This is a genomic window from Nocardioides cavernae (genome assembly GCF_016907475.1).
Classification (GTDB): Bacteria; Actinomycetota; Actinomycetes; order Propionibacteriales; family Nocardioidaceae; genus Nocardioides; species Nocardioides cavernae.
Window position 1 is genome coordinate 904,286 of record NZ_JAFBCA010000001.1, and the last position, 23,507, is coordinate 927,792.

Here is a 23,507-nt window from a genome sequence, read left to right on the forward strand (position 1 = left end):
GCGTTTGGCTGTGCGGGGCCGGGGCCACCTAGCCTGTGCGGGTGCCTGGACCGGACGAAGGCGCTCGACGCGCCGCTGCTCTCCCCGCCCGTGCTGGTGTCCGGACCGACATCCAGTTCCTGCGAGCCCTCGCCGTCATGGCTGTCGTGCTCAACCATCTCTTCCCGAACAGGCTCACCGGCGGCTACCTGGGCGTCGACATCTTCTTCGTCATCTCGGGCTTCCTGATCACGGCCCACCTCCTTGGCGAGCTCGAGCGTGAGGGCCGCATCTCGCTCGCCCGCTTCTGGGCCCGGCGGGCCCGCAGGCTTCTGCCCGCCTCTCTGACCGTGCTCGCTGTGTGCGCGGCGGCCACGGTCGCATGGCTGCCGCAGACTCGCTGGCCCCAGGTAATGTCGGAGGTACTCGCGAGCGCGCTCTACTTCGAGAACTGGCAGCTTGCCCGCTCCGCGCAGGACTACTTCACCTCGGCGCAGACCGCCTCACCGGTCACGCACTTCTGGTCCCTCTCGGTCGAGGAGCAGTTCTATCTCGTGTGGCCGTTGCTGGTGCTGGGCACGTGGTGGCTGGCCTTGCGGCGCGGAGGCGCCTCAGGAGCACTCCGCCCACGAGGCCTCACGCCACGCCGGACGGTCGGCACCGGACTCGCCATCCTCGGCGTGGCGTCCTTGGCCTTCGCCGTCTGGAGCGTCGAGGCGCACCCCGATGCCGCCTACTTCATCACGCCTGGTCGCGTCTGGGAGTTTGCCGCCGGCGGCGTGCTCGCCGCCCTCGCGGCCGCACAGGGCGCCGTACGTCCCCGGTGGGTCGCGATCCCGGGGTGGTTGCTGATGGTCGGCAGCATCTGCCTGTTCGGCGACGACTCGGGCGTGCCCGGACTGTCGACGCTGCTGCCGGTGGCTGGGTGCGCGCTCGTGATCTGGGCCGGGACGGGCTCGGCGGGTCGTCCCGCCCCCCGAGCATTGCGCGGGCCGGTATGGCTGGGTGACATCTCCTACTCGGTGTACCTATGGCACTGGCCGCTCATCGTGTTCGCTCCCATCGCGCTCCAGCGGCCGATGACACCCGGGCTCGGCCTGGCCATCCTGCTCGTCACGCTGCTGACCGCCCAGCTGAGCACCAGGTTCGTCGAGGACCCGCTCCGCCGTGCCCGGTGGCTCACGGCACGACCGGCGGCGATGACCCTCTCAGGTGCCGCGATCTCGATGGCGGCAGTCGCCGGCGTTGCAATCTACATTCCCACGACCGTCGAGGATGACCTCCAGGCGGTCCAGGCCGAGATGGAGGAGCTCGTCGCCGACGGGGGACCATGCGTCGGCGCCGCCGCGACCGCGTCGGGCTGTCCTGACTCCCACGAGCTCGCCGTCGCTGGGTCGTCCCTGCTGACGATCGTCAACTCGCCCTACACCCCGACGTGGGGCACTACCTGCCAGGTTGAGCCGGAGGACCCGGACCCCAGCCCGTGCGAGTTCGGCGTGCCGAAGCAAGAGGCCGTCCAGCGGCTCGCGCTCGTTGGCGACTCACACGCGGGTCAATGGGCCTCGACGCTCGACACGATCGCTCGAGAGCGCGGTTGGAATGTCGAGATGCAGGTGAAGTCATCCTGCTTGCCCACGACGGGCGACGTGCACGCCTCGTGGGGCACCGAGCCGATGATCGCGAGCTGTCGGGCGTGGAGCCATCAGGTCAGGACGGCACTCGCCGACGACCCGGACATCGACGTGATCGTGATGTCGGGCATCGCTCGCGACTATGCGAGCGCGGATCCCGACGGGGTCGTGGAGCAGCTTCGTGAGCTGTGGGCCGGCTGGGTCGAGGCTGGCAAGCAGGTTGTGGTGATGGCCGATCCGCCCTACCTGGGCCGCGGTCCGGTGCCGGAGTGCCTCGCCGAGGCCTCGACGAGGCCCGACCCGTGCGCCGCGCTCGCCGCCGTGGTGCGGACCCCGGACCCGCTCGTGGTTGCAGCCGCCGGCCAGGACGGGGTCACCGTCGTGGACCTCACAGACGTGGTGTGCGACCACCGTCGGTGCCACGCCGTCGTCGGTGGCATGCCGGTGTACGGCGACCAGAACCATCTGCTGCAGTACTTCGCGCGCACCATGGCCCCACTGGTCGCCAAACGGCTTGCCACGGTCCCCGGGCTAGATCAGCCTCAGGGCAGGTAGCCCGGAATCTCCTGTAGACGGCGGTGGTATGCGTCCCAGGAAAAGTCGTCGGCAAGCAGGAGGTAGCCGGCGTCCGCTCGCCGGTCCGCCTCCTCCCGGTCCGCCCTCAGGCGTTCGAGGACATCGATGTAGGCGTCCGCGTCGTCGAAGCGCCCGACCGGCCAGCCGGTGTTCTCGCTGACGAGCTCGCCGATCCCCCCGACCAGCGGCGCCACCACGGGGACGCGGCGGGCCACAATGTCGAGGAGGGTGAGCGGGATCCCCTCGTTCTCGGACGTCAGAAGGAACGCGTCGATGTCGTCAAGCGGCAGGTCGTCGAGCGAGGAATAGGTGCCATGAAAAGTGGCCCCGGCCTGCTCGAGCCGTGCGATCGCCTCGGCATTGTCAGCGGCCGACGCGATGACCGGCGCGCCGTACACGTGCCAGTCCACGGGCAGTCCGCGGCCGGCGGCAGCCTCCGCGACATCTGCGAGCACGTCGAGGCGCTTCTGCCGGTCGAAACGCGCCGCCCACAGCACCTGGAGCGGGGCGTCGGGCTGCCGGGCCGTCCAGGCTCGCCGCGGAGGCAGTTCGACGGGCTGGTGGTGGACCGCGAAGCGTGATCGCGGCATCCCGAAGATTGTGTGGAACTGGTCGACGATCGCGTGGTTGTCGACGATCACCCGGTCGACCACGTCGAGGTAGTCGGCCGGCCGTCGCGCCAACTGGCTGTAGATCTCGCCGTCCGCACCGTAGTCGATCGCGAAGGTGGACAGGAAGATGCGGCTGTGAGCGGAGACCGACCGCTTGTAGTGCTGGACCGCGTCGTAGGCCTCGGGGGAGTTGAAGATGTGCACGACCCGGGGGCGGAACTGGCCGACCAGCATCGCCGCCATGCGCTGCCGCTCCGGCAGGTCCATCTCCGAGTAGCCCGCCATGGAGTGGAGGTCGACCAGGGTGACGTCGTCGCCGAGCAGCTCCGGGTGCGTCGACCGGCCGTGAGTGGTGATGACGGCTACCGTCAGGTCCGGGCGCGCACGCGTCATCGCAGTCGCGTAGCGCGCCAGCAGGAGGTCTCCGCCCCCCATCCTCACCCACGGGGCGAAGAAGATGACGTCGGGTCGCGCGCCGTCGAGCGCGGCGATCGCCTGCCACCAGACAGCGCTGCCAGCGGTGAGCGATCCGTCGTAGGGGGGGCCGACGTAGTGGTAGTTCTCGAGGACGCTCGCCGTCGGCACCGGCACCCACGGCTCGTAGCCGTGCATCTCTCGCCACTCGGCCTCGACCTCGTCGGAAACGGTCACGGCCTCGGCCCACCTGCGCTCGGTCACGGTGAACCGGGTGATTCTCTTCTCGTCGCGTCCCCACTCGAGGTAGTGCTGCACGAGTTGGTTGTCGTTGTGCTGCGCCAGGTCCGGGTAGCGATCGCGGTAGTCGTCCAGGACCAGCGTCGCCAGGTCCTTCAACTCGCCCTTCCTCAGGACCGCCCGACGCCCCTCCGCGTGCCCGGTTGTCAGGTAGTGGATGCGGGCTTGCTCGGCCGAGAGGCCGACGACGTCGTGGTGCAGCGCTCGGTAGTGGTGCACCCGGAAGCGGTCCGGGCGCAGCCAGTCGAGCTCCTCCCGGCTGAGCCACCCACGACGCCCTGCTTCCCGGCCCACGGTGCGGAAGTGCTCGACGGCCTCGTCGTCGGAGAGGCCGGGGGCGTTGTATAGGTATCGGTAGTGGGCAGGGTCGACGAAGCCGGGCCGCAGACGCGCCAGGCGCTCCTGGGTCGGCGTCAGCGGAGCAGGCGGCACCTCGGCGTCCAAGAGGCGTCGCCGCGCCTGCTTGCCGCTCGTCTCGCGCACTAGGCGCTTCAGGAGTCGCGAGCGGCGGGGCGCCTCGTCCCGGCCGTGGCTGCGAGCCTCGTCCAAGGTCGCCGCCGCGATCTCGGGGTCGGTCAGGAACGGGGTCTGGTGGATCAGGCTGCCGCCCGCGCGGTGTGCACTCATGAGCGATCCGACGGTCTTGGCGCGGTAGAAGAGCACCGTGCCCTTGGCGACGAGGTGGGGCGTCCCGGCGGCGACCACCTCGGTGTTCCAATGCCAGTCCTCCGGCCCAAACCCGCTGTCGCGTCCTGTTGCGTCGTACGGGTGCCGCTCGAAGACCTCGCGCGAGGCGAGGCAGCAGGCATCCCAGTAGTTCTGGTCGTAGAAGTTCTCCGCACGGAATCGCGGGTCGCGCGTGGACCACTGGGGCCACACGACGGCGCGGCCCTCGAAGATCACGAGTGACTCGGGATGGACCACGCACGGCTCTCCATGGTCGGACGCGGTGCGGTGCGCCTCGAGGAGCCAAGTCAGCGACGGCAGGTTGTCGGCGTCCAGCACCGCGATGTAGGGAGCGCTGGCCTCGCGCACTCCATGGTTGCGCGCCAGCCCGAGGTCGGCGACGGACACCTCGATCACCCGGGCGTCGGCCACCTCTTGGAGGTACCCGTTCGGTCCGGCCGCCTCGCCGATCACCGTACGGGTGACGTCGTCCGCGTTGTCGAGGACGGCGAGGACCTCGATCGCCAACCCGGCCTTGTGGGCGTGAGAGACCGAGCGGTGGAGCGTGCGAAGCGTGTGGTGCGCGAGGATGCCCTCTCGATGCCCGTTGAGGATGACGGTCAGGTCGGGCATGGTCATCCGGCGGTCTCCTGGGGGTTGCGAGCGGTCGCGGAGAAGCTGATCGGCATCAACCACTGGGTGTCCAGCCACCCGATGGACTCGACCATGGTCGCGGCCTGCGCCAGCAAATCGCCGGCCGCCACGCGCCGCTCGTCGAGGCCGTCCGTCTCGGCGGATCCCAGGAGCCACCGCGCCTCGCGGAGCAGCGCACCGATGGTGCTGGGGGAGTCGTTCATGGGGTGGATGTCGATCTCGGCGAAGCCGGCCTTCGCGAGCACGTGGCGCAGGCCGTAAGCGGTGTAGCGGTAGTAGTCGTGCGGCAGCTCGTGGAGGTACCACGTCAGCGGCGCGGTCACGATCAGCCGACCGCCCGGCCTGAGGACGCGGCGCAGCTCCACCAGCACCTCGACCGGCTCGGCCACGTGCTCGAGCACCTGGGTGCAGACCACGGCGTCGACGCTGTCGTCGTCGAGGGGCATGTCGTGCGCCGGGGCGACGTAGTCGACCCCGTGGCTCGGCGTGTAGAAGGACCCGGCCCAGTCCGTCGTGCGGTAGTCGAAGGCGCTGAAGAGCTCGCGGTAGGGCGCCTCGCCGGCGCCCACGTCAAGGACCAAGGACCCGGGGGCCAGGCCTTCGACGGCTGCTCGGAGGAACGGCACGTGCGGCTCGCGCGCCGCAGGTGCCTGGGCGACGAAAGCGGCGAGCTCGGGCGAGAGCTGATCACTCATGGGACTCCCCCGGAGGCTGGGCCAACCAGTCCACCGTGGGGCGCGGACGGAAGTCCAGCACCTCGTGGAGCCTCGACACGTCGAGCTCCGCGACAGGGCTGTCGGAGGGGCGTGCCGGCCGCTCGTCGAGCACAGGCTCGACGCCGTGCGCGTGGCTCAGGGCGGCGATGATCTCGCTGATCGAGGTCGCGGCCCCGCTACCTACGTTCAGCACCCTGACACCGTCGGGCTGCTCGGCCAGGCGTACGACGACCTCGGACAGGTCGTCCACGTGAATGTAGTCGCGTCGCGCGCTGCCGTCGCCGAACACGGTGATCGGCTGGGCGGCCAGTAGACGGGCGCGCGCGATGCCAATCAGGCCCTGGCTCCCGGCCGTGGGCTCGCCAGGCCCGAAGACGTTGGCGCAGCGGAGCAGGTCGGCGGAGAAGCCGATCTGACGTGCGTACATGGCGACGTAGCGCTCGGCGGCGATCTTCATGATCCCGTAGGAGCTGATCGGCCAGAGCGGGGCGTCCTCCCGCGTCGGGACCGGTGCGTCGGGGCCGTAGACCGTGCCTCCGGAGGACAGGAAGCTGACGCCCGTGACGTCGCGCGAGCGCGCCGCGCTCAGCACCGAGATGAGCGGCTCGAGGTTGCGGACGGCATCGCCGATCGGGTCGAGGTTGGAGTCGGCGGGCTTGGCGGTGCCGGCCGCGTAGACGACGTGGTCGGCCCCGTCGAGGACCCGCTCGATAGCGGTGACGTCCTGGGCCGAACCCACGACCACCTCGATCGGATCGCCTGGCACGTCTTCGAGGTTGAGCGCCCGCACACGCCATCCACGTGCCAGCGCCGCCCGACCGATCCGGCGGCCGATGAAGCCGTATCCGACGATCGCCATCGTCCGACCACCGTCGGGCGCCTGCCCGGCCTGGCTCATCGCGTCCGGGCCGTCGGCGGGCCGCTCTGCTGGAGTCCCCATCGCGTCATTGTGCCCACCGCCGGAGCCAGGTCGAGAACCGGGCCTCGAAGTGGTCGACGTAGACCGACGGGTCGTGCGTGGCGGCGACGTGCTTACGCGCTGCGCCCCCCATCGCTGCCAAGTCGACTCGCGGTGTAGCCATCACTCGCTCCAGCATCGACTGCAGCGCGGCGAGGTCGAGCGGGTCGCAGAGGAACCCGGTGCCGCCGTCAGTGACGAGCTCACCGACGCCGAACGCGGCGGTCGCGGCGACGGGTCGGCCGAGCAGCATCGCCTCGAGCATGGTCCGCGGCACCGACTCGACGTCGGACGCGGACATCAGCACGTCGGCGGCGAGATACCACGGGTAGATGTCGCGGGTGACCTCGACAAGCACGATGGCGTCGGCAATTCCGGCGTCGGCGACGAACAGTCGCAGAGATTGGGCGTACGACGAGGCGTTCATGCCGACGACCACGAGCTGGACGCCGCGGCGCCGGTCCGGAGGGATCCGAGCGAATGCCCGGACCAGCGACAGCTGGGCCTTGCGTGCCTCGACCGTGCCGACGCACGCGAGCACGAGTGCGTCCGGAGCCAAGCCGAGTGTGGCCCGTGCGGCCGCCTGGGAGTTGTCGGAGAGGTAGGCGTCGATCGCGGTCGCATCGACGCCATAAGGCACCAGGATGCGGCGGTCCGCAGGTACGCGGTCGGCATAGAGCTGCCGGGTCGACTCGGCCTCGAAGACCACCTCGTCGCATCTGGCCAGCGCCTCCTCCGCGACGCCGGTGACGTCGGCCGGCAGGTGTCCGTAGGCCTCCGTCCAGAACACGTCGAGGTCGAAGCTCTCGTGGATCGCCCACGCGGTGGGCAGCCCCAGTCGCTGGGCGGCGATCACGGCCGGGAAGGTCGGCAAGGAGTTGGCCAGGCAGCCGACGACGCCGTGCTCGGCGGCGAACTCGGCGATTGCGAGCACCTGGCCCTCCAGGACCTCGCGGTCGCTCGGCGTGGTGCCAAAGACGAGAACCGGAACGTCGGCTGTCTCGAGCTCGACCTGGAGGGGGCCGGTCGCTCGGGAGACTATGCAGAATTCCAGGCCGCGCTCGCGGAGACGCTCCAGAAGGAGGAGGAGGTAGAGCTGCGCGCCGCCGAGGTCGAGGGCGTGAGTGGCGACCAGGATGCGGGCCGGGGATGCTGGCCGGGCGAGGCGGCCCAGGCGCTGCTCGAACCGGTCGAGGAGCGTAGTGAGACGCTCAGGCGCCGCGGTACTCACGTCGGGCTCGACCACCACGGCGGTTATCGGCGTGAGCTCATGGCGGCGGCCGTCGGTGCCGACGGCCACCGCTCGGATCGTGAGGGTGCCCTCGGAGGGGACGCGCACATAGCCTGCGAAACCTGCGAGCCGCTCCTCTGCGTCTGTCGCCCACGGCGGCTGGGCGTACGGGAGCGTGTGCCGGGCACGCACCCAAGCGGCGTCGCCTGCCACGGTCGACAACTCGACCCGGGTGAGGCCCCCGGGCGCGCGGGCGGCGCCCGACACGCGGAGCACGCCGGGGCGTATCTCGCCGGGATCGTCGATTCGCCCGAACGACTCGCCGGTCGCGACGACGGGCAGAGTCGCCTCAGCGAAGCGGATCCACGGGCCGAGCCGCGCAGGGTCGCCGTCCCCGCCTTCCACGTGGGCATAGGCGCGGACGGTCACCTCCTCGCTGGCGACCGGCGGCACGATGACCGACCAGCCGCGGTGAGTCGCCCCTACGACGTCGGGCCAGCGGTCGCAAACGTCGGGGCGGGCCACGTCGACGCGGGCGTGGCCGACGATCTCGTCGTCGACCGTCACCAGCACCCGGTCGATGCGCAGGCGCTCGTGGACCACCCAGCCACCGATCAGCAGTTCGGTCCCGAGCTCTACTGCCCCGGCCGGGACATCCAGCCTGCCGTGGAGACCGCGCGCAGGCCGTGCGCCCTTGTCGGGACCGTCGGCGGCAGGTGGGGGTGGCACGGGGCGCATCATGCCAGCCGGCCGCCTCAATCCGCCTCCAGCAGGCCGCTTCGCGCCGGCGCACCCGCAGAGCGGTTCACCATGATGGGCGGGAGCCGTCGCGACGGTCACCGTCGAGAGCCGACTCGATGAGGCTGGCTTGGACTCGTCCCGGCGCAGGCTGACGAGGGCGGCGCACGACGACGAGCAGGACGACGGCATCGATGGTATCCGGAGGTGCTCGCGGCACCGCCTCGCGGCAGCCCGCGCGCTCGCGAGCTGGGCCGCGAGACCGGCCGAGGTCCAGAGATGTGGGCGGCCCGGACGATCAGCACCGGACGCACGAGTGATCCGGTGCGGCAGGATGACCGCCATGACCGACGCCCCCGCAGAGCTGGTGCACTACGCCGTGGCCGACGCCGTCGCCACGATCACCCTCGACAGCCCCGCCAACCGCAACGCGCTGAGCCGGCAGCTCGTCACCGAGCTCTTCGCCCACCTCGAGCGCGCCGGCGCGGACCCCGACGTGCGGGCCGTGCTGGTCGAGAGCTCGGGCAAGGTCTTCTGCTCCGGTGCCGACCTCACCGAGGCGTCGACCGAGGGCATGGAGGCCGGCACCCGCCGCATCGTCGACCTGCAGCGGCTGATCGCCACCCTCGACAAGCCGGTCGTGACCAAGAACCTCGGTGCCGTCCGTGCCGGAGGCATCGGCATCGTCGCCGCGGCCGACATCGCCATCAGCGCCGAGGACGCCACCTTCGCGCTCACCGAGGTGAAGCTCGGACTGGCGGCCGCGATCATCAGCCTCACCGTCCACCACCGGATGTCTCCGCGCGCCGCAGCCCTGACCACGCTCGGCGGCGAGGTCTTCACCGGCGCCGAGGCGGCGGCGTACGGGCTCGTGACGAAGGCGGTGCCGGCCGACGACCTCGCCGCCGAGGTCGCCGCCGTCTGCGCCAGCCTGGCGACCGGGGCGGCCCAGGGCCTCCGCGAGTCCAAGCGCATCCTCAACCGCGACCTCGTCGCGCGGATCGACGCGCTCGGCGAGGAGATGGCCGAGACCAGCACCCGGCTGTTCGCCTCCGACGAGGCGCGCGAGGCGATGACCGCCTTCCTCTCCCGCAAGAAGTAGCCCCGGACTGCATCCACGGGCGGCACCCGGTCGGAGAAGTGGGAGGACCCACGTCGAAGGAGGCCGCCCGTGGACGTCATCGACGATCGACCGCTCGCCCTCGTCACGCTCCTCCTCGTCGCGGCAGGACACCTCGGCTTCCAGCTGACCGTGTCGCTGGTCGTCTACCCCGCGCTGGGTGAGGTCGGGGACGAGGCGTGGCCGGTGGCGCACGAGCGGCACTCGCGTCGGATCGCCCCGCTCGTCGGCGCGCTCTACGTCCCGCTCGTCCTCGTCCTGGCCTGGACGGCCGCGACGGAGCCGCAGGCGGCGGGCACGTGGCTGGCCCTGGTCGGCGGGGCGCTGTCGGTGGTCAGCACGGCAGCCATCGCCGCGCCCCTGCACGGGCGGCTGGCCACCGTCCCGGCAGGGGAGCGCACGGAGCTGCTCGGCGACCTCGGTCGCGTGGACCTGATCCGCACGGTCGGCGCCGTGGTGTGCCTGCTGGGGGCCGTGCTGCTCCTGGCGTGAGGGTCGAGCAGTCCATGATCGTCGGGAAGTCGGTGGTCGTCGGTGCTCGCCGGTACGCTTGTCCGCCTGCCCGGGACCGTTGGGCAGTGATTCACGGGGGATGAGGAGCGGGAGCTTGAGCGAGGATCTCGAGGCGCGGGAGATCGCGGCGGAGCAGACGTACGTCGACGAGGTCTACGTGCAGCTGGAGGCGTCGGCGCGCAGCGCGCGGGCGTTGGCCGCCGAGGGTCACAGCCGCGGCAAGCTGGAGCACGAGGGCGGCCTCGTCGAGCGCGACGCGATGGTCTTCCAGGCCGCCAAGCGGATCGCCCAGCTCGACGCCGCCCACGAGGGACTGGTCTTCGGTCGCCTCGACCTCGACCCTGACATCGACCGCGCGCCGCGCTACATCGGCCGCATCGGCGTACGCAACGAGGACCGCGACGTGCTCCTCATCGACTGGCGCGCCCCGGCCGCCGGCGTGTTCTACCAGGCCACCGCCGCCACCCCGTCCGGTGTCGTCCGCCGACGCGTGCTGCGCTCGCTGCACCGCACCGTCATCGGCGTCGAGGACGAGCTCCTCGACCAGGAAGCCGGGACCGACCTCCCGATCGTCGGCGAGGGCGCCCTGATGGCGCAGCTCTCGCGGGCCCGCGACCGCTCGATGCACTCGATCGTCGCCACCATCCAGGCCGAGCAGGACAAGGCGATCCGCGCGCCCGGCAAGGGCGTCGTGTCGATCTCCGGCGGTCCCGGCACGGGCAAGACGGTCGTCGCCCTGCACCGCGCCGCGTTCCTCCTCTACTCCGACCGACGCCGCTACGAAGGCGGCGGCGTGCTGGTCGTGGGTCCCAGCGGGGTGTTCATGCGCTACATCGAGCGCGTCCTGCCGAGCCTCGGCGAGACCGCGGTCGCGCTGCGTTCGCTCGGCGAGGTGGTCGGCGGCATCCGTGCCACGCGCCACGACGAGCCGGCGGTCGCCGACGTCAAGGGCGCGACCCGGATGGCCGAGCTGCTGCGCCGCACCGCCCGCCAGCACGCTCCCGGTGCGCCGACGAGCTTCCGGATCTACTGGCGCGACGAGACCCTCGTGCTCGACCCCGGCCTGCTCGGGCGGCTGCGTCGGCAGCTGATGTCGCAGGGCCGCCGCAACCGCCAGCTGCCGCGGGTGGCCAAGACGCTGCTCGACGCCATGTGGCGCCAGGTCGGCGGCGAGCGTGGGCGCGAGCGTGGGCGTGAGGCGTTCGAGGACGACATGCTGGGCCACGAGGGCTTCGTGGAGTTCGCGTCGGCCTGGTGGCCGCCGCTCGACGCCCGGACGGTCTTCGGCTGGCTCCGCGAGCCCGACTTCCTCGCCCGGGTGGGCGAGGGCGTGGTCAGCCGCGAGGAGCAGCTGGTGCTCCTCAAGTCGTGGGCGGCCGGCGACCTGTCGATCGAGGACGTCCCGCTCGTCGACGAGCTCCGCTACGCCCTCGGCGACGTCCCGCAGCGCACCGACGACGAGCGCGACCTCGACGAGACCGGCCTGCTCGAGGGTGGCGTGGACCTCCAGGAGCTGACGACCATCTCCGAGCGCGAGTACGCCCCTGGCGGGCTTGCCTGGTCCGCACCGACCCACCGCATCGAGGACGACGGCTACGCCCACGTCCTCATCGACGAGGCGCAGGACCTCACCCCGATGCAGTGGCGCATGGTCGGTCGCCGCGGCCGCACCGCGAGCTGGACCATCGTCGGCGACCCGGCGCAGTCGTCGTGGCCCGACGCCCCGGAGGCTGCCGCCGCCCGGGGCGAGGCGCTCGAGGGCAAGGAGCTCCACGAGTTCCACCTGTCCACCAACTACCGCAACTCCGCCGAGATCTACGCCTTCGCCGCCGACTACGCCCGCCGGGTGGGGCTCGACGCCGACCTCCCCGAGGCCGTACGCCGCACGGGCGAGGAACCGCGGGTCGTCGACCACGTCCAGGACCTCGAGGCCGCCGTGCGTGAGGCGGTCACCTCGACCGCCGCTCGCGTCGAGGGCACCGTCGGCATCGTCGTACCCGTCGCCCGCCGCTCGGAGGTCAACGCCTGGCTGGCGTCGTGGCCCGAGCTGGCCGACGACGCCGCCGGGGCACGCGCCGCCGTCGACTCGAGCGTCACGCCGAGCGGTGAGGACCGCGTCGTCGTGCTGACGGGCCTCGACACCAAGGGGCTGGAGTTCGACGGCATCGTGGTCGTCTCGCCGCAGGAGATCGAGGACGAGTCGGCCACCGGCCGGGCGACCCTCTACGTCGTGCTCACCCGCGCCACGCAGCTGCTGACCACCGTCGGCTGAACGTTCCGCGTCACGCACCGTGAGGCAGCTGTCGCCCGACCCGTGGTTGCGGCAGAGGCGCTTTGCGTTCGGCTAATGTCGCAACGAACCCGTCCTCACAACATTCAGATTGCCAACAGGACGGGGGACCGTTGAGGTGGAGACGAAAGTGCGACGTGGCGATGGCGGCGTGAGGCGCCCGAAGCGTCCCGCCCTGCACCTGATCGTTCTCGGCGTCGGCCTGGCCACAGCGTCAGTTCTGTGGACTTACTACGCCCGGCAGCTCTGGTTCTTCATGGACGACTGGACCTACATCATCTGGCGCGGTGTCTTCGGGGGCCAGGTAGGGCTGATGGAGCCCCACAACGAGCATTGGGTCGCCCTACCCACACTGGTCCTGCGCGCCATGTTCAACGTGGTGGGCCTCCAGCACTACCTCCCGTGGGCCATGCTGGCGGTGCTCCTCCACCTCATCACGAGCCTCTTGGTCTACGCACTGGTGCGCCGGGCGGGCGCGGGACCGTGGCCTTCTGTAGTGACCGCCCTTGCCCTCGCCTTCCTCGGTGCCGGCGCCGAGAATCCCTTGTGGGCCTCGCAGATCGGTTCGATCGGGGCTCACACCCTTACGCTCGCCGCCTTGGTCGTCCTGCTCGGCGAGGAGGCTCAGACGCTGTCGAGGAGAGCGCTGGCGTCGTTCCTGCTCACTCTCTCCTTGACGACCATGGGGCTCTCTCTGGTGCTGGTCGGCTGGATCGCCCTGGTCCTGGCGCTCGTCCGAGGAGTCCGCGAGGTGGTGATGGTCGTCTCGGCGCCTGTTGTGGTCTACCTGACGTGGTACGTCGTGTGGGGATCAGACGCAACCGCGCCAGCAAGCGCTACTTGGGCACAGGCATGGGACTTCGCCTGGGTCGGCTTGGCAGCCATCTGGGACAAGGGTCTCGGCCTGCCTGGCCTGGGGTTGATGGTCTTGGCATGCCTGTTGCTCGTCTCGCTCGCTGACCAGAAGGCACCATATGTCTTGCGCACGCTGGCGTGGTCCGGACTGCTCGTTGTCGCCGCAGCATTCGTCCTCATCGGGCACTCGAGAGGCCAATACGGACCCCAGTTCGGTGCGGCTTCTCGCTACGTCTACTTCGGGGTCGTGCTCACCCTGCCGGCTGTCGCCTGTGCCCTCGAGGTGCTGTCGCGGCAATTCACGCGTCGCATGTTGGAGGCCACTGCGGCGCTCGCTGCAGTAATCGGGATCTTGATCGTGAACGGGACCTTGGCGATGGATCGCTACACGGTGCAGCGCAGCGCCGACACGCTCGGACTGGAGCAACGCCTCGTCGCCGCTGTCGACCTCCTCGACTCAGGCGCGCCGACCCTGAGCGCCAGTCTGGATTCGCGGTGGGCGACCGACATGCACAAGGACCGCATCGTCGACGATGACATTCGTGCGGCCCTGCCGCGCATCCCGGTCACCGACCAAGGTCGTCTCGACGCTGCTGCCCATCTCCAGGTCGCCCTCGTCAGCGAGCCCATTGACGCACCCTCGCCCACGAAGGCGTCATTGACGCAGGTTTCAGGCCCCGCCCGCCTCGCGCCCTGTTCCGCGGCGCCCATGCCGAACCGAGTGGTGCCTGTCGGAGGATGGATCGACCTTCCGGCTTCCTCAAAAGGCGGTCAGGTCGGCCTGATCGCCGCCGGGGGCTACGAGATTCAGACGACACTGTTCCGCGGAGGTCTGCAGAGCGACACCAACTTCCTCGTGCTCCCTGCCAACACCCTGAGCTACGTTGCGAGCGTCGCTCCCGATGCCTCCATGCGGGTACTGGTCCCGGCCGGGTCCCTGATCGGGCTCTGCACGGCGGGTCGTTGACGCACCTGCAAAGGCAGCCGCCGAACAACGACTGGTCGGTTAAGGTCGCCGAGACATGTAGAAGTCGTTCGCTGCAAGGGGCCCAACTGGGCCAACGAGTGGAGGAGGTGGACGGTTATGCACGTACGGGGGAAACCCGATGACTCGCGCGACCTCGACGTGGTGGTGATGGGTGGGTGCGGCCACGTTGGTCTACCGCTGGCCATCGCCTTCGCCGACCGCGGCCTCGAGGTCGGAATCTATGACATCGATTCGCATGCCGTTGAGGTCGTGTCGGCGGGCCAGTTGCCCTTCCTGGAGAAGGACGCGCAGCCGATGCTTCGTCGTGCCCTCGACGCGGGAACGCTGGCCGCGACGACCGACCCGGAGATCATCGCGAGGGCCGACAACGTCGTAGTGGTGATCGGCACGCCCGTTGACGAGCACCTCAACCCCAACCCGCACGCGGTCGCCCGCGCTCTTCGCTCATCGCGCGAGCACTTCCGTGACGGTCAGATGCTCGTGCTGCGCTCCACGGTCTACCCAGGCGTGACGCGCAATGTCGAGCGCCTCTTCGCTGACCAAGGTCTCGACGTCGATGTGGCGTTCTGTCCCGAACGGATCGTCGAGGGCAGGGCGATGGAGGAGCTGTTCAGCCTCCCGCAGATCGTGGCCGGCCGCAGCCAAGGTGTCCGCGACCGTGCAGCCAAGTTGTTCGGCCACCTCACCGGGCAGATCGTGGAACTCGAACCCGAAGAGGCCGAGCTCGCCAAGCTTCTGACCAACAACTGGCGCTACATCAAATTCGCGGCGGCCAACCAGTTCTTCGTGATGGCCAACGACCACGGGCTCGACTACGACAAGATCCGGCGCGCCCTTGCCCAGGACTACCCGCGGGCGGCCGACATGCCGGGCGCTGGCTTTGCCGCCGGACCGTGCCTGTTCAAGGACACGATGCAGCTCGCAGCGTTCACCGACAACGCCTACGTTCTGGGGCACTCAGCCATGCTCGTCAACGAAGGTCTACCCCTCTACGTCGTGACGCAGCTCGAACGCAAGCACGACCTCGCGCAGATGCGCGTCGGCATCCTTGGTATGGCCTTCAAGGGGGAGAGCGACGACATCCGCTCGAGTCTGTCCTACAAGCTCAAGCGGATCTTGGAGTTTCGAGCACGCGAGGTCGTGTGCACCGATCCTTACGTCACGGTCGACGACTCGCTCGTCGACCTAGAGACCGTCCAGGCGACCAGCGACTTGCTGATCATCGCCACGCCCCACAAGGTCTACGCAGAGCTCACACCGACCCAACCGGTCGTTGACGTGTGGAACATGCTCGGCAACGGCACGACGGTATGAGCATTGGCGTCTCCGTCGTCGTCCCCGCCTACCAGGAGGGCGACGCCATCCTCCCCGTCCTCGACCGGATCCTGGCCTCGGTCGAGTCCGAGCTAGAAGTCCTGGTCGTCGTCGACTTTGCGGACGACACCACCGTCGCCCCGGTCGAGGCCCACCCCGAGCACGGCGAGCGACTACGGCTGGTGGTGTCTTCCTACGGCCGCGGCCCTGCCAATGCGATCCGTTACGGCGTCGACCAAGCGTCCCAGGGCATCGTCGCAGTAACTATGGCCGACGGGTCCGATGACCCGCGGCAGATCGACGCGCTGGCCCGGTTGGTGGACCGCGGCGTCGTGGTGGCAGTCGCGTCCCGCTACGCGCCCGGCGGCCAGCAAGTCGGTGGCCCCCTTCTCAAGTCGATGATGTCGCGTGGGGCGGGCGTCTCGCTCGGCGTCTTGGCCCGCGTCGGGACCCGCGACGCAACAAACAGCTTCAAGGCCTACAATCGCGACTTCGTCCGCGCGGTCGGCATTCACTCACGCAGCGGCTTCGAGATGGGCATTGAGCTCACCGCCAAGGCACGGCGCCTGCGGTTGCCCGTCGCCGAGATCTCGACGATCTGGCTCGACCGCACCGTCGGCGACTCCAACTTCCAGCTCAAAGCCTGGATCCCGCTCTACCTGCGCTGGTACCGCTTCGCGTTCGGTCCCAAGCTCTCGCTGGAGCAGGTCGTCGCCGAGGCGGAGCGCATTGCCGCCATCAACAACGCAACGAGGAGCAGTCATGACTGAATCCACGCAGAAGGTCCTGGTCTCCGGCTCAGCCGGCTTCATCGGGGGCTACGTTGTCGAGGAGTTGCTGTCGCGCGGCTACTCGGTCGTCGGTATCGACAACTACTCCAAGTACGGAAAGGTGGAAAAGTCCTACGACAACCACCCCAACTACCACTTCTATGAGGACGACGCCCGCAACGTCGAGGCCATGAAGAAGCTGCTCTCGGACTGCGACCACTTCATCGCTGGAGCGGCACTCATTGGCGGCATCTCATACTTCCACGCCTACGCCTACGATTTGCTCGCGCAAAACGAGCGGATCATCGCAAGCCAGTGCGACGCGGCCATCGAGGCGTTCCGCCACGGCAAGCTCAAGAAGGTCACCTACTTGTCGTCCTCGATGGTCTTCGAGTCCACGATGCACTGGCCGTCCAAGGAGGGGGACGAGCGGAAGATTCCGCCGCCTCTGTCGTCCTACGGCTTTCAGAAGCTGGCCGTTGAATACTTCGCCAAGGCCGCCTGGGATCAGTACCAGCTCCCCTACACGATCGTGCGGCCCTTCAACTGCGTCGGAATCGGTGAGGGCCGTGCGCTCGGCGACGTCGAGGTCGACTCGGGCAACGTCAAGCTCGCTATGAGTCACGTCGTACCGGATCTGGTGCAGAAGATCGCCAAGGGCCAGGACCCGCTCCATATCCTCGGTGAGGGCAACCAGATCCGTCACTACACCTACGGCGGCGATCTGGCACGGGGCATCGTGGAGTGCATGGAGCAAGAGGCCGCCTACAACAATGACTTCAACCTTTCAACGCCGGAGTCGACCAGCGTGCGCGAGCTCGCCGAGGTGATCTGGCGAAAGATGAAGGGCGACGCACCGCTGACGATAGTGAAAGACGAGGCGTACGAGTACGACGTCCAGAGGCGCGTGCCGGATGTGCGGAAGGCCAGGGACGTGCTCGGTTTCGAGTGCACGACCCCCCTCGACGAGATGCTCGACGAGGTCATCCCGTGGGTCACCCACGCGGTCGAGGACGGCCGGCTGTAATGACGACTGACCCCGCCGAGCTCAACCGGCTGTACCGCAACCGCTTCGCCCAGCAGGGCGAGATGCGCGGGGACCTGTGGACCGTGCTGTGCCGCGACTACTTCCAGCGCTGGGTGCCGGAGACCAGCACCGTGCTCGACATCGCGGCAGGGCACTGCGAGTTCATCAACAACATCGTCGCCGGCCGCAAGCTCGCGGTTGACCTCAATCCCGACCTGATCAACCACGCGGCCGCCGACGTCGAGGCCACTGTGTCGCGTTCCGATGCGTTGCACCACCTCGCCGACCACAGCGTCGACCGCGTGTTCATCAGCAACTTCTTTGAGCACGTCCCGCGAGAGGTGATCCTGTCAACCCTCGTCGAGGCACGACGGGTGTTGCGGCCCGACGGCAAGCTTCTCGTGCTGCAGCCCAACGTCCGCTACTGCGCACGTGACTACTGGATGTTCTTCGACCACATCACCCCCGTAGACGACCGAGCACTCGTTGAGGCCTTCACCGCTGCAGGCCTCGACGTCGAGCTCAATATCCCGCGCTTCCTGCCGTACACGACGAAGTCGCGCCTTCCGTCGGGTCCGCGCCTGGTCGCGATCTACCTCAAGGTGCCCCTGGCCTGGAAGGTGTTGGGGGCGCAGGCGTTCTTGGTCGGACGGCCACAGTCCTTGTGAGCACCTGCCCGCGCGTCCCCGAGTCGGTGCTGAAGATTCTGTGACCGCCCAGCGACGCAAGACGCGGTCTGACCTGTCCACCATCTACCGCAAACTCCGCCGAGATCTACGCCTTCGCCGCCGGCTGCGCCCGCCGGGTGGGGCTCGGCGCCGACCTCCCCGAGGCCGTACGCCGATCGAGGACGAGTCGGCCACCGGCCGGGCGACCCTCCACGTCGTCCTCACCCGCGCGACCCAGCTGCTGACCACCGTCGGCTGAGCCCGGGAGATGCCCGCGGTCGGTAGCGGCACGTAGCCTCTGACGTCCAGGTCCCGGTCCGACCCGCACACACGTCCAGGAGGGTGATGTCCCAGCTAGCGCGCGCGCTTGGAACGGTCGTCGTGGCGTTCCTGCTGCTCGTCGTGGCCGACGCGCCCGCCGGGTTCGGTGGGGGCCCGGGGGTCATCGCCGCTCTGGACCCGACTCCCGAGCCCGCGCCTGCCGTTCCCGAACCTGCCCCCACGCCAGCCCCTGAGCCCACTCCGGTCTCCGGGTGGGAGACCGTGTTCCACGACGGGTTCGACGGCCCGGCGGGGGTGTGGCCCGAGCAGTGGCACAACATGCTCTTCGCCAACGGGGCCGCACAGAACGGGCTGGGCCAGCTCGATGTCGGACATCTCTCGCAGGTCCGCACCAACCAAGGCTGGACCTTCCCCGCCGGCACCCGGGTGCGTGTGACGGCGAGCCTTCTCGTGCCCGACACCGGCAGCAACTACGCCGCCCTCTGGGTGCAGCACCCCAACGGCACCGACCCGCGCGAGATCGACGTGATCGAGAGCTACGGCCCCCTCAAGCCGGCGGGCGCCCAGTTCGCCTCCCACATCTGCTACGACGACACGCCTGAGACCGCTGTCAACGCCTGCGCGGCCACCGGGAGGGCGCCCGTGACGACTCCGGTGACCCAGCTCTTCCCCGCCGGGGCCGAGCCCTGGAGCGCGTTCTGGCAGTACTCCGCCGAGTTCACCGTCGGTGGTGACACAGTGCTGTTCTCGGCGAGCGACACCGCCGGCAACCGCCCCTACGAGATCGCCTCGGCGCCGGATCCCCGCCGGGTGCCAGGCAACGCCGTGCCCATCCAGGTCCGCCTGTCCAACAAGGACGTCGCGCCCGAGCACGCCGTCGCCGGCGGCACCCGGCAGAGCATGCTGGTCGACTGGGTGACCGTCGAGGTCGACTACCCGTAGCCGTCAGGCGCCTTGGCGTCCGGCAGCACCGGCCCGGCGGCTGTGCTCGCCCGGCCGAGCCCGGCCACCGCGCCGAGCACCAGCAGGATGCCGACGACCGCGGCCGGGCCCAGGGCCTCCGACAGCACGACCGCCGCGACGACGGCGGCGGTGACCGGCTCGACGAGGCTCGCCGTGACGGCGGTGCTCGGTGCGACCACCCGCAGCCCGGAGTAGAGCAGGACGTAGGCCAGGGCCATCGTGAGCGCCCCGAGGTAGAGCAGCCACGCCACCGCGGCGGGGTCGTCGGTGACGAGCGGCCCGTCGACCAGCGCCAGGCACGGCACCAGGGTGACGGCTCCGACCAGGCTCATCCCGCTCGTCAGCACGAGCGGCGAGGCCTGCCTGCTGATGGAGCCTCCGGCAACGGTCGTGAGCGCGTACGTCGTCCCCGACGCGAGCGCGAGCAGCACGCCCGCCACCGGCGCGGGACCGGTGGCGGACTCGTGGCCCGCCACGCTGACCAGCACCAGCCCGGTGAGTGCCGCGGCCAGGACCGCCAGCCGTGAGCGGGTCGGCGTACGCCGGTAGCGTACGGACTCCGCTGCGGTCAGCAGGACGGGCGCGACCCCGAGGCTGACCACGGTCGAGACGGCCACGCCGACCTGCGTGACCGAGACGAAGTAGAACCCCTGGTAGGCGGCGGTGCCGACGCCGACGGCCAGCAGCTGCCACGGCCGGGTGCGGGCGAGGTCGACGAGCTCGCCGCCGCGGCGCAGCAGGAGGAGGGCGACCAGCAGCACCGCGGCGGCGATCACCATCCGCCAGGCGCTGATCGTGACGGGGGAGAGGGCCTCGCGCTCGCGGATCAGCTGGACCGCGAGGCCGCCGGTGCCCCACAGGACGCTGGCGGCGGCGACCTCGGCGAGGCCGCGCAGGTGGGACGGGGACGAAGTGGGCATGACGGGGACGCTCCGGTGCAAGTCGGGAGAGGGGCTCGTGGGGAGCGGCGGACCGCTCCGGCTCAGGCGGCCGGAGGCGGGAGCAGGCGGGGCTGCGGCGTCATGGGGGCGAGTCTGCCAGTGCCGTGGCCCAGCGACATCCGGGTTTCGCGCCGAGTCTCATAGGGTCGACCCATGTCCTCGCAGCAGGCAGGTGGCCGCGTCCTTGTCACCGGCGGCGCTGGCTTCATCGGCACGACGCTGGCCCGCGAGATCGCGGACTCCGCCGAGCAGTGGGTCGTCGTCGACAACCTGCACCCGCAGGTGCACCCGGGCTCCGAGCCGCCGGCCGACCTCCCGGACGCCGTGGACCTTCGCGTCGGCGACGTCACGAGCGCGGAGGACCTCGACGCGGTCGTCGCCGACCTGCGGCCCGACACGGTGGTGCACCTCGCCGCCGAGACCGGCACGGCGCAGTCCTTGTCCGAGAGCACCCGCCACGGCATGGTCAACGTCGTCGGCACCACCCAGCTCCTCGACGCCCTCACCCGCGCCGGCCACGTGCCCTCCCACGTCGTGCTGACGAGCTCGCGGGCGGTCTACGGCGAGGGGCTGTGGCGCAACCCCGACGGCTCGACCTTCCAGCCCGGGCTGCGCACGCACGCCCAGCTCTCGGCCGGCCGGTGGGACCACGGCGACCGGGCCGCCCACGTGCCCAACTCCGTGACCGGCACCCACCCGAGCCCGATCAACGTCTACGGCGCCACCAAGCTCGCGCAGGAGCAGATCCTCGCCGCCTGGACCGGGTCGCACGACACCAGGCTCTCGGTTCTGCGGCTGCAGAACGTGTACGGCCCTCGCCAGTCGCTCTCCAACCCCTACACCGGCATCGTCTCGCTCTTCTCGCGGCTGGCCCGCGAGGGGCAGTCGATCCCGCTCTACGAGGACGGCGACATCACCCGCGACTTCGTCTACATCGACGACGTGGTCAGCGCCCTGGTGGCGGTCATCGCCCGCAAACCGGCCGACCACATGCGCACCGTCGACGTCGGCAGCGGGGTGCGGACGACGATCGCCGACCTCGCCCGCGAGATCGCCCGCTACCACTCGGCCCCTGAGCCGCACGTCACCGGTCAGTACCGTGACGGCGACGTCCGGCACGCGTCCTGCACCGTCGAGGACACCGTGCGCCAGCTCGGGTGGGAGCCCCGATGGAGCCTCCGCGACGGCGTCGCCGAGCTCCAGGAGTGGATCGCGACCCAGCTGGACTGAGACACCCCGGCTGCGCCTGCAGGCGCAGCCATAGGCTGCTGCGCATGACCCACACCCCAACCGTCCGAGACCTCCTGGAGCAGATCCAGGGGTACGGCGCGTGGGCGGTCATCCGGCGCAAGGCGTCACCGACGGCGGGCCTGATCGGCGGGACGCCGCACGAGGTCGCGAGCCTGCTCGACATCCCGCTGGAGAGCGGTGCCCCGGAGCCGGGCCGGAGCGCGGACCGGCTGGTCGCCGTGCCGTTCCGGCAGGTGCACGAGCGCGGCTTCTCGGCCATCGACGACGGCACGCCGTTGACGGTCGTCGACATCGAGGCCGAGCACGAGGTGTCGGTCGACGACCTGCTCGAGGCGTTGCCCGACGTGCCGGTCGAGTTCGCCGACCGCGGTGGGTTCGCCACCAGCGACGAGGACTACGGCAAGGTCGTCGAGGCGATCATCCGCGACGAGATCGGCCAGGGCGAGGGGGCCAACCTGGTCATCGGCCGCCACTACCGCGCCGTCGTCGCCGACTGGGACGCCGCGAAGGCGCTGACCGTGCTGCGGCGCCTGATGGAGCGGGAGCGCGGCGCCTACTGGACCTTCTGCTTCTTCACCGGCGAGCGCTTCCTCATCGGTGCCAGCCCGGAGCGGCACGTCTCGGTCCGCAAGGGCGACGTACGGATGAACCCGATCTCCGGGACGTTCCGGGTGGCGGGGCACGGTGACGCGCTCAAGGAGCGGCTGCTCGACTTCCTCGCCGACGAGAAGGAGGTCTTCGAGCTCTTCATGGTGGTCGACGAGGAGCTCAAGATGATGTGCGACATCTGTCACGAGGGTGGCCAGGTGCTCGGGCCGTTCCTCAAGCCGATGACGCACCTGATCCACACGGAGTACCTCCTCGCCGGCCGCTCCGACCGCGACCACCGCGAGATCCTGCGCGACACGATGTTCGCCGCGACGGTGACGGGCGCGCCCGTCGAGAACGCCTGCCGGCTGATCGCCGACTACGAGCCCGAGGGCCGCGGCTACTACGGCGCCGCGCTCGCCCTCTTCGGCCGCTCGCCCGACGGCACCCCGACCATGGACAGCCCGATCCTGATCCGCACCGCCGACGTCTCGCCCGCGGGCGAGCTCAAGGTGACGGCCGGCGCGACGCTGGTGCGCGACTCCGACGCCGCCTACGAGGTGGCCGAGACGCGGGCCAAGGCCGGAGGCATCCTCAGCGCTTTCGGCCTGGCGCCGGCGGCGACCTCCGACGGCACCGACATCGCCGAGCTCGCGCGCGACGAGGACGTCGTACTGGCCCTCGGCACCCGCAACCAACGGCTCTCCCGCTTCTGGCTGACCGACCAGGCCGGCGAGCCGGCCGACCCGGGGCTGGCCGGGAAGTCGGTGGTGATCCTCCACGGCGAGGACGACTTCGTGAACATGCTCGTCCACGTGCTCGGGGTCTTCGGCATGACCGCCCGCGTCGTCCGGCACGAGGACTACGCGGCCGGGGCCTTCGACGGGGCCGACCTGGTCATCGTCGGACCCGGACCGGGCGACCCGCGCGAGGGCGGCCACCCCAAGATCGCGTCGTTCCGCCGCGCCGTCGACGACCTGCTCGCCTCCGAGCAGCCGTTCCTCGCCGTGTGCCTGGGCCACCAGACGCTCTGCCAGCGCCTCGGCCTCGACCTCGGCTACAAGGACGTGGTCTTCCAGGGCACCCAGTCGCCGGTCCGGCTCGACGGTCGCACCGAGCGCGTGGGCTTCTACAACACCTTCGTCGGCCGGGTCCCCTCCGGCGCTGAGCTGCCCGAGGGCGTACGCGTGGAGGCGGACGAGGCGACCGGAGACATCCACGCGGTCGTCGGGCCGCACTACCGCGGCATCCAGTTCCACGCCGAGTCGATCCTCACCGAGAACGGCTACGACCTGCTCCACTCGGCGGTCCGCGACCTCCTCGTCTGACCGCGATAGCCGCCCTCACCCGTGGGTATCTAGGGACGAACTGGTAGGCCGGAGGGCCTGTTCGCCCACCAGAACGTCCCTCGATACGCGGACCCCGACGCCACCGCGAAACCCGCCTCGGCTAAAGTCGAGCGA

Annotated in this window: 17 protein-coding genes; 12 read left to right on the forward strand and 5 right to left on the reverse strand. The window is 70.1% G+C overall.

Annotation, left to right across the window (positions count from 1 at the left end):
• Nucleotides 1-41 precede the first annotated feature (41 nt).
• The gene (locus tag JOD65_RS23905) at nt 42-2,165 is read left to right on the forward strand and encodes an acyltransferase family protein (protein ID WP_191193594.1); all 2,124 of its coding nucleotides are present in this window, start codon (nt 42-44) and stop codon (nt 2,163-2,165) included.
• Here the strand turns inward: JOD65_RS23905 and JOD65_RS04300 are convergent.
• Genes JOD65_RS04300 through JOD65_RS04315 form a run of 4 tightly spaced genes read right to left on the reverse strand, consistent with a single transcriptional unit; the run spans nt 2,153 to nt 8,465 of the window.
• Nucleotides 2,153-4,816: a glycosyltransferase gene (locus JOD65_RS04300; RefSeq protein ID WP_191193593.1), complete on the reverse strand. Its 2,664-nt coding sequence runs from the start codon at nt 4,814-4,816 to the stop codon at nt 2,153-2,155. The genes JOD65_RS23905 and JOD65_RS04300 overlap by 13 nt on opposite strands.
• The gene (locus JOD65_RS04305; RefSeq protein ID WP_191193592.1) at nt 4,813-5,526 is read right to left on the reverse strand and encodes a class I SAM-dependent methyltransferase; all 714 of its coding nucleotides are present in this window, start codon (nt 5,524-5,526) and stop codon (nt 4,813-4,815) included. The genes JOD65_RS04300 and JOD65_RS04305 overlap by 4 nt, the downstream gene beginning before the upstream one ends.
• Nucleotides 5,519-6,487 (reverse strand): NAD-dependent epimerase/dehydratase family protein, encoded by a 969-nt coding sequence (locus JOD65_RS04310; protein WP_191193591.1) that lies wholly within the window; start codon nt 6,485-6,487, stop codon nt 5,519-5,521. Before JOD65_RS04310 ends, JOD65_RS04305 begins: the two co-directional genes overlap by 8 nt.
• 4 nt (nt 6,488-6,491) lie before the next feature.
• A complete protein-coding gene (locus tag JOD65_RS04315) occupies nt 6,492-8,465 on the reverse strand; it encodes a glycosyltransferase family 4 protein (RefSeq protein WP_191193590.1) in 1,974 nt (657 codons plus the stop codon).
• Nucleotides 8,466-8,817: 352 nt separating this feature from the next.
• Between JOD65_RS04315 and JOD65_RS04320 the strand changes: the two genes are divergently transcribed.
• The 9 genes from JOD65_RS04320 to JOD65_RS04360 all read left to right on the forward strand — a co-directional run bounded on the left by JOD65_RS04320 (nt 8,818) and on the right by JOD65_RS04360 (nt 19,243).
• Nucleotides 8,818-9,576 (forward strand): enoyl-CoA hydratase-related protein, encoded by a 759-nt coding sequence (locus tag JOD65_RS04320; RefSeq protein WP_307820931.1) that lies wholly within the window; start codon nt 8,818-8,820, stop codon nt 9,574-9,576.
• Nucleotides 9,577-9,645: 69 nt separating this feature from the next.
• The gene (locus JOD65_RS04325; protein WP_191193588.1) at nt 9,646-10,086 is read left to right on the forward strand and encodes a DUF1772 domain-containing protein; all 441 of its coding nucleotides are present in this window, start codon (nt 9,646-9,648) and stop codon (nt 10,084-10,086) included.
• A gap of 115 nt (nt 10,087-10,201) precedes the next feature.
• A complete protein-coding gene (locus JOD65_RS04330) occupies nt 10,202-12,379 on the forward strand; it encodes a HelD family protein (protein ID WP_191193587.1) in 2,178 nt (725 codons plus the stop codon).
• Between the two features lie 169 nt (nt 12,380-12,548).
• Nucleotides 12,549-14,219 (forward strand): hypothetical protein, encoded by a 1,671-nt coding sequence (locus JOD65_RS04335; RefSeq protein ID WP_191193586.1) that lies wholly within the window; start codon nt 12,549-12,551, stop codon nt 14,217-14,219.
• 117 nt (nt 14,220-14,336) lie between these two features.
• A complete protein-coding gene (locus JOD65_RS04340; protein WP_204810949.1) occupies nt 14,337-15,554 on the forward strand; it encodes a nucleotide sugar dehydrogenase in 1,218 nt (405 codons plus the stop codon).
• Entirely contained in the window at nt 15,551-16,324 is a 774-nt protein-coding gene (locus JOD65_RS04345; protein ID WP_191193585.1) for a glycosyltransferase family 2 protein, read from the forward strand. The genes JOD65_RS04340 and JOD65_RS04345 overlap by 4 nt, the downstream gene beginning before the upstream one ends.
• Nucleotides 16,317-17,351: an NAD-dependent epimerase/dehydratase family protein gene (locus JOD65_RS04350; protein WP_191193584.1), complete on the forward strand. Its 1,035-nt coding sequence runs from the start codon at nt 16,317-16,319 to the stop codon at nt 17,349-17,351. The genes JOD65_RS04345 and JOD65_RS04350 overlap by 8 nt, the downstream gene beginning before the upstream one ends.
• Before the next feature lie 62 nt (nt 17,352-17,413).
• Nucleotides 17,414-18,019, forward strand: a complete 606-nt coding sequence (locus JOD65_RS04355) for a class I SAM-dependent methyltransferase (protein ID WP_239557992.1) — start codon at nt 17,414-17,416, stop codon at nt 18,017-18,019.
• A 345-nt stretch (nt 18,020-18,364) separates the two neighbouring features.
• Nucleotides 18,365-19,243, forward strand: a complete 879-nt coding sequence (locus tag JOD65_RS04360; protein WP_191193583.1) for a hypothetical protein — start codon at nt 18,365-18,367, stop codon at nt 19,241-19,243.
• Here JOD65_RS04360 and JOD65_RS04365 read toward each other — a convergent pair.
• Nucleotides 19,234-20,184 (reverse strand): DMT family transporter, encoded by a 951-nt coding sequence (locus JOD65_RS04365; protein WP_191193582.1) that lies wholly within the window; start codon nt 20,182-20,184, stop codon nt 19,234-19,236. The two genes, JOD65_RS04360 and JOD65_RS04365, sit on opposite strands and share 10 nt — an antisense overlap.
• A gap of 174 nt (nt 20,185-20,358) precedes the next feature.
• Here JOD65_RS04365 and JOD65_RS04370 point away from each other — a divergent pair, with 174 nt between their 5' ends.
• Nucleotides 20,359-21,435, forward strand: coding sequence for an NAD-dependent epimerase/dehydratase family protein (locus JOD65_RS04370; RefSeq protein WP_191193581.1), 1,077 nt, complete (start codon nt 20,359-20,361; stop codon nt 21,433-21,435).
• Nucleotides 21,436-21,479: 44 nt separating this feature from the next.
• Complete coding sequence (locus JOD65_RS04375) at nt 21,480-23,372, forward strand: anthranilate synthase family protein (protein WP_191193580.1); 1,893 nt, start codon at nt 21,480-21,482, stop codon at nt 23,370-23,372.
• Nucleotides 23,373-23,507: the final 135 nt, after the last annotated feature.

Coding starts and splice junctions, on each gene's coding strand:
- JOD65_RS04305 (WP_191193592.1), bottom strand. CDS start 5,526: ATGAGTGATCAGCTCTCGCCCGAGCTCGCCGCTTTCGTCGCCCAGGCA.
- JOD65_RS04355 (WP_239557992.1), top strand. CDS start 17,414: ATGCGCGGGGACCTGTGGACCGTGCTGTGCCGCGACTACTTCCAGCGC.
- JOD65_RS04370 (WP_191193581.1), top strand. CDS start 20,359: ATGTCCTCGCAGCAGGCAGGTGGCCGCGTCCTTGTCACCGGCGGCGCT.
- JOD65_RS04310 (WP_191193591.1), bottom strand. CDS start 6,487: ATGGGGACTCCAGCAGAGCGGCCCGCCGACGGCCCGGACGCGATGAGC.
- JOD65_RS04320 (WP_307820931.1), top strand. CDS start 8,818: ATGACCGACGCCCCCGCAGAGCTGGTGCACTACGCCGTGGCCGACGCC.
- JOD65_RS04365 (WP_191193582.1), bottom strand. CDS start 20,184: ATGCCCACTTCGTCCCCGTCCCACCTGCGCGGCCTCGCCGAGGTCGCC.
- JOD65_RS04350 (WP_191193584.1), top strand. CDS start 16,317: ATGACTGAATCCACGCAGAAGGTCCTGGTCTCCGGCTCAGCCGGCTTC.
- JOD65_RS04360 (WP_191193583.1), top strand. CDS start 18,365: ATGTCCCAGCTAGCGCGCGCGCTTGGAACGGTCGTCGTGGCGTTCCTG.
- JOD65_RS04300 (WP_191193593.1), bottom strand. CDS start 4,816: ATGACCATGCCCGACCTGACCGTCATCCTCAACGGGCATCGAGAGGGC.
- JOD65_RS04340 (WP_204810949.1), top strand. CDS start 14,337: ATGCACGTACGGGGGAAACCCGATGACTCGCGCGACCTCGACGTGGTG.
- JOD65_RS04375 (WP_191193580.1), top strand. CDS start 21,480: ATGACCCACACCCCAACCGTCCGAGACCTCCTGGAGCAGATCCAGGGG.
- JOD65_RS04345 (WP_191193585.1), top strand. CDS start 15,551: ATGAGCATTGGCGTCTCCGTCGTCGTCCCCGCCTACCAGGAGGGCGAC.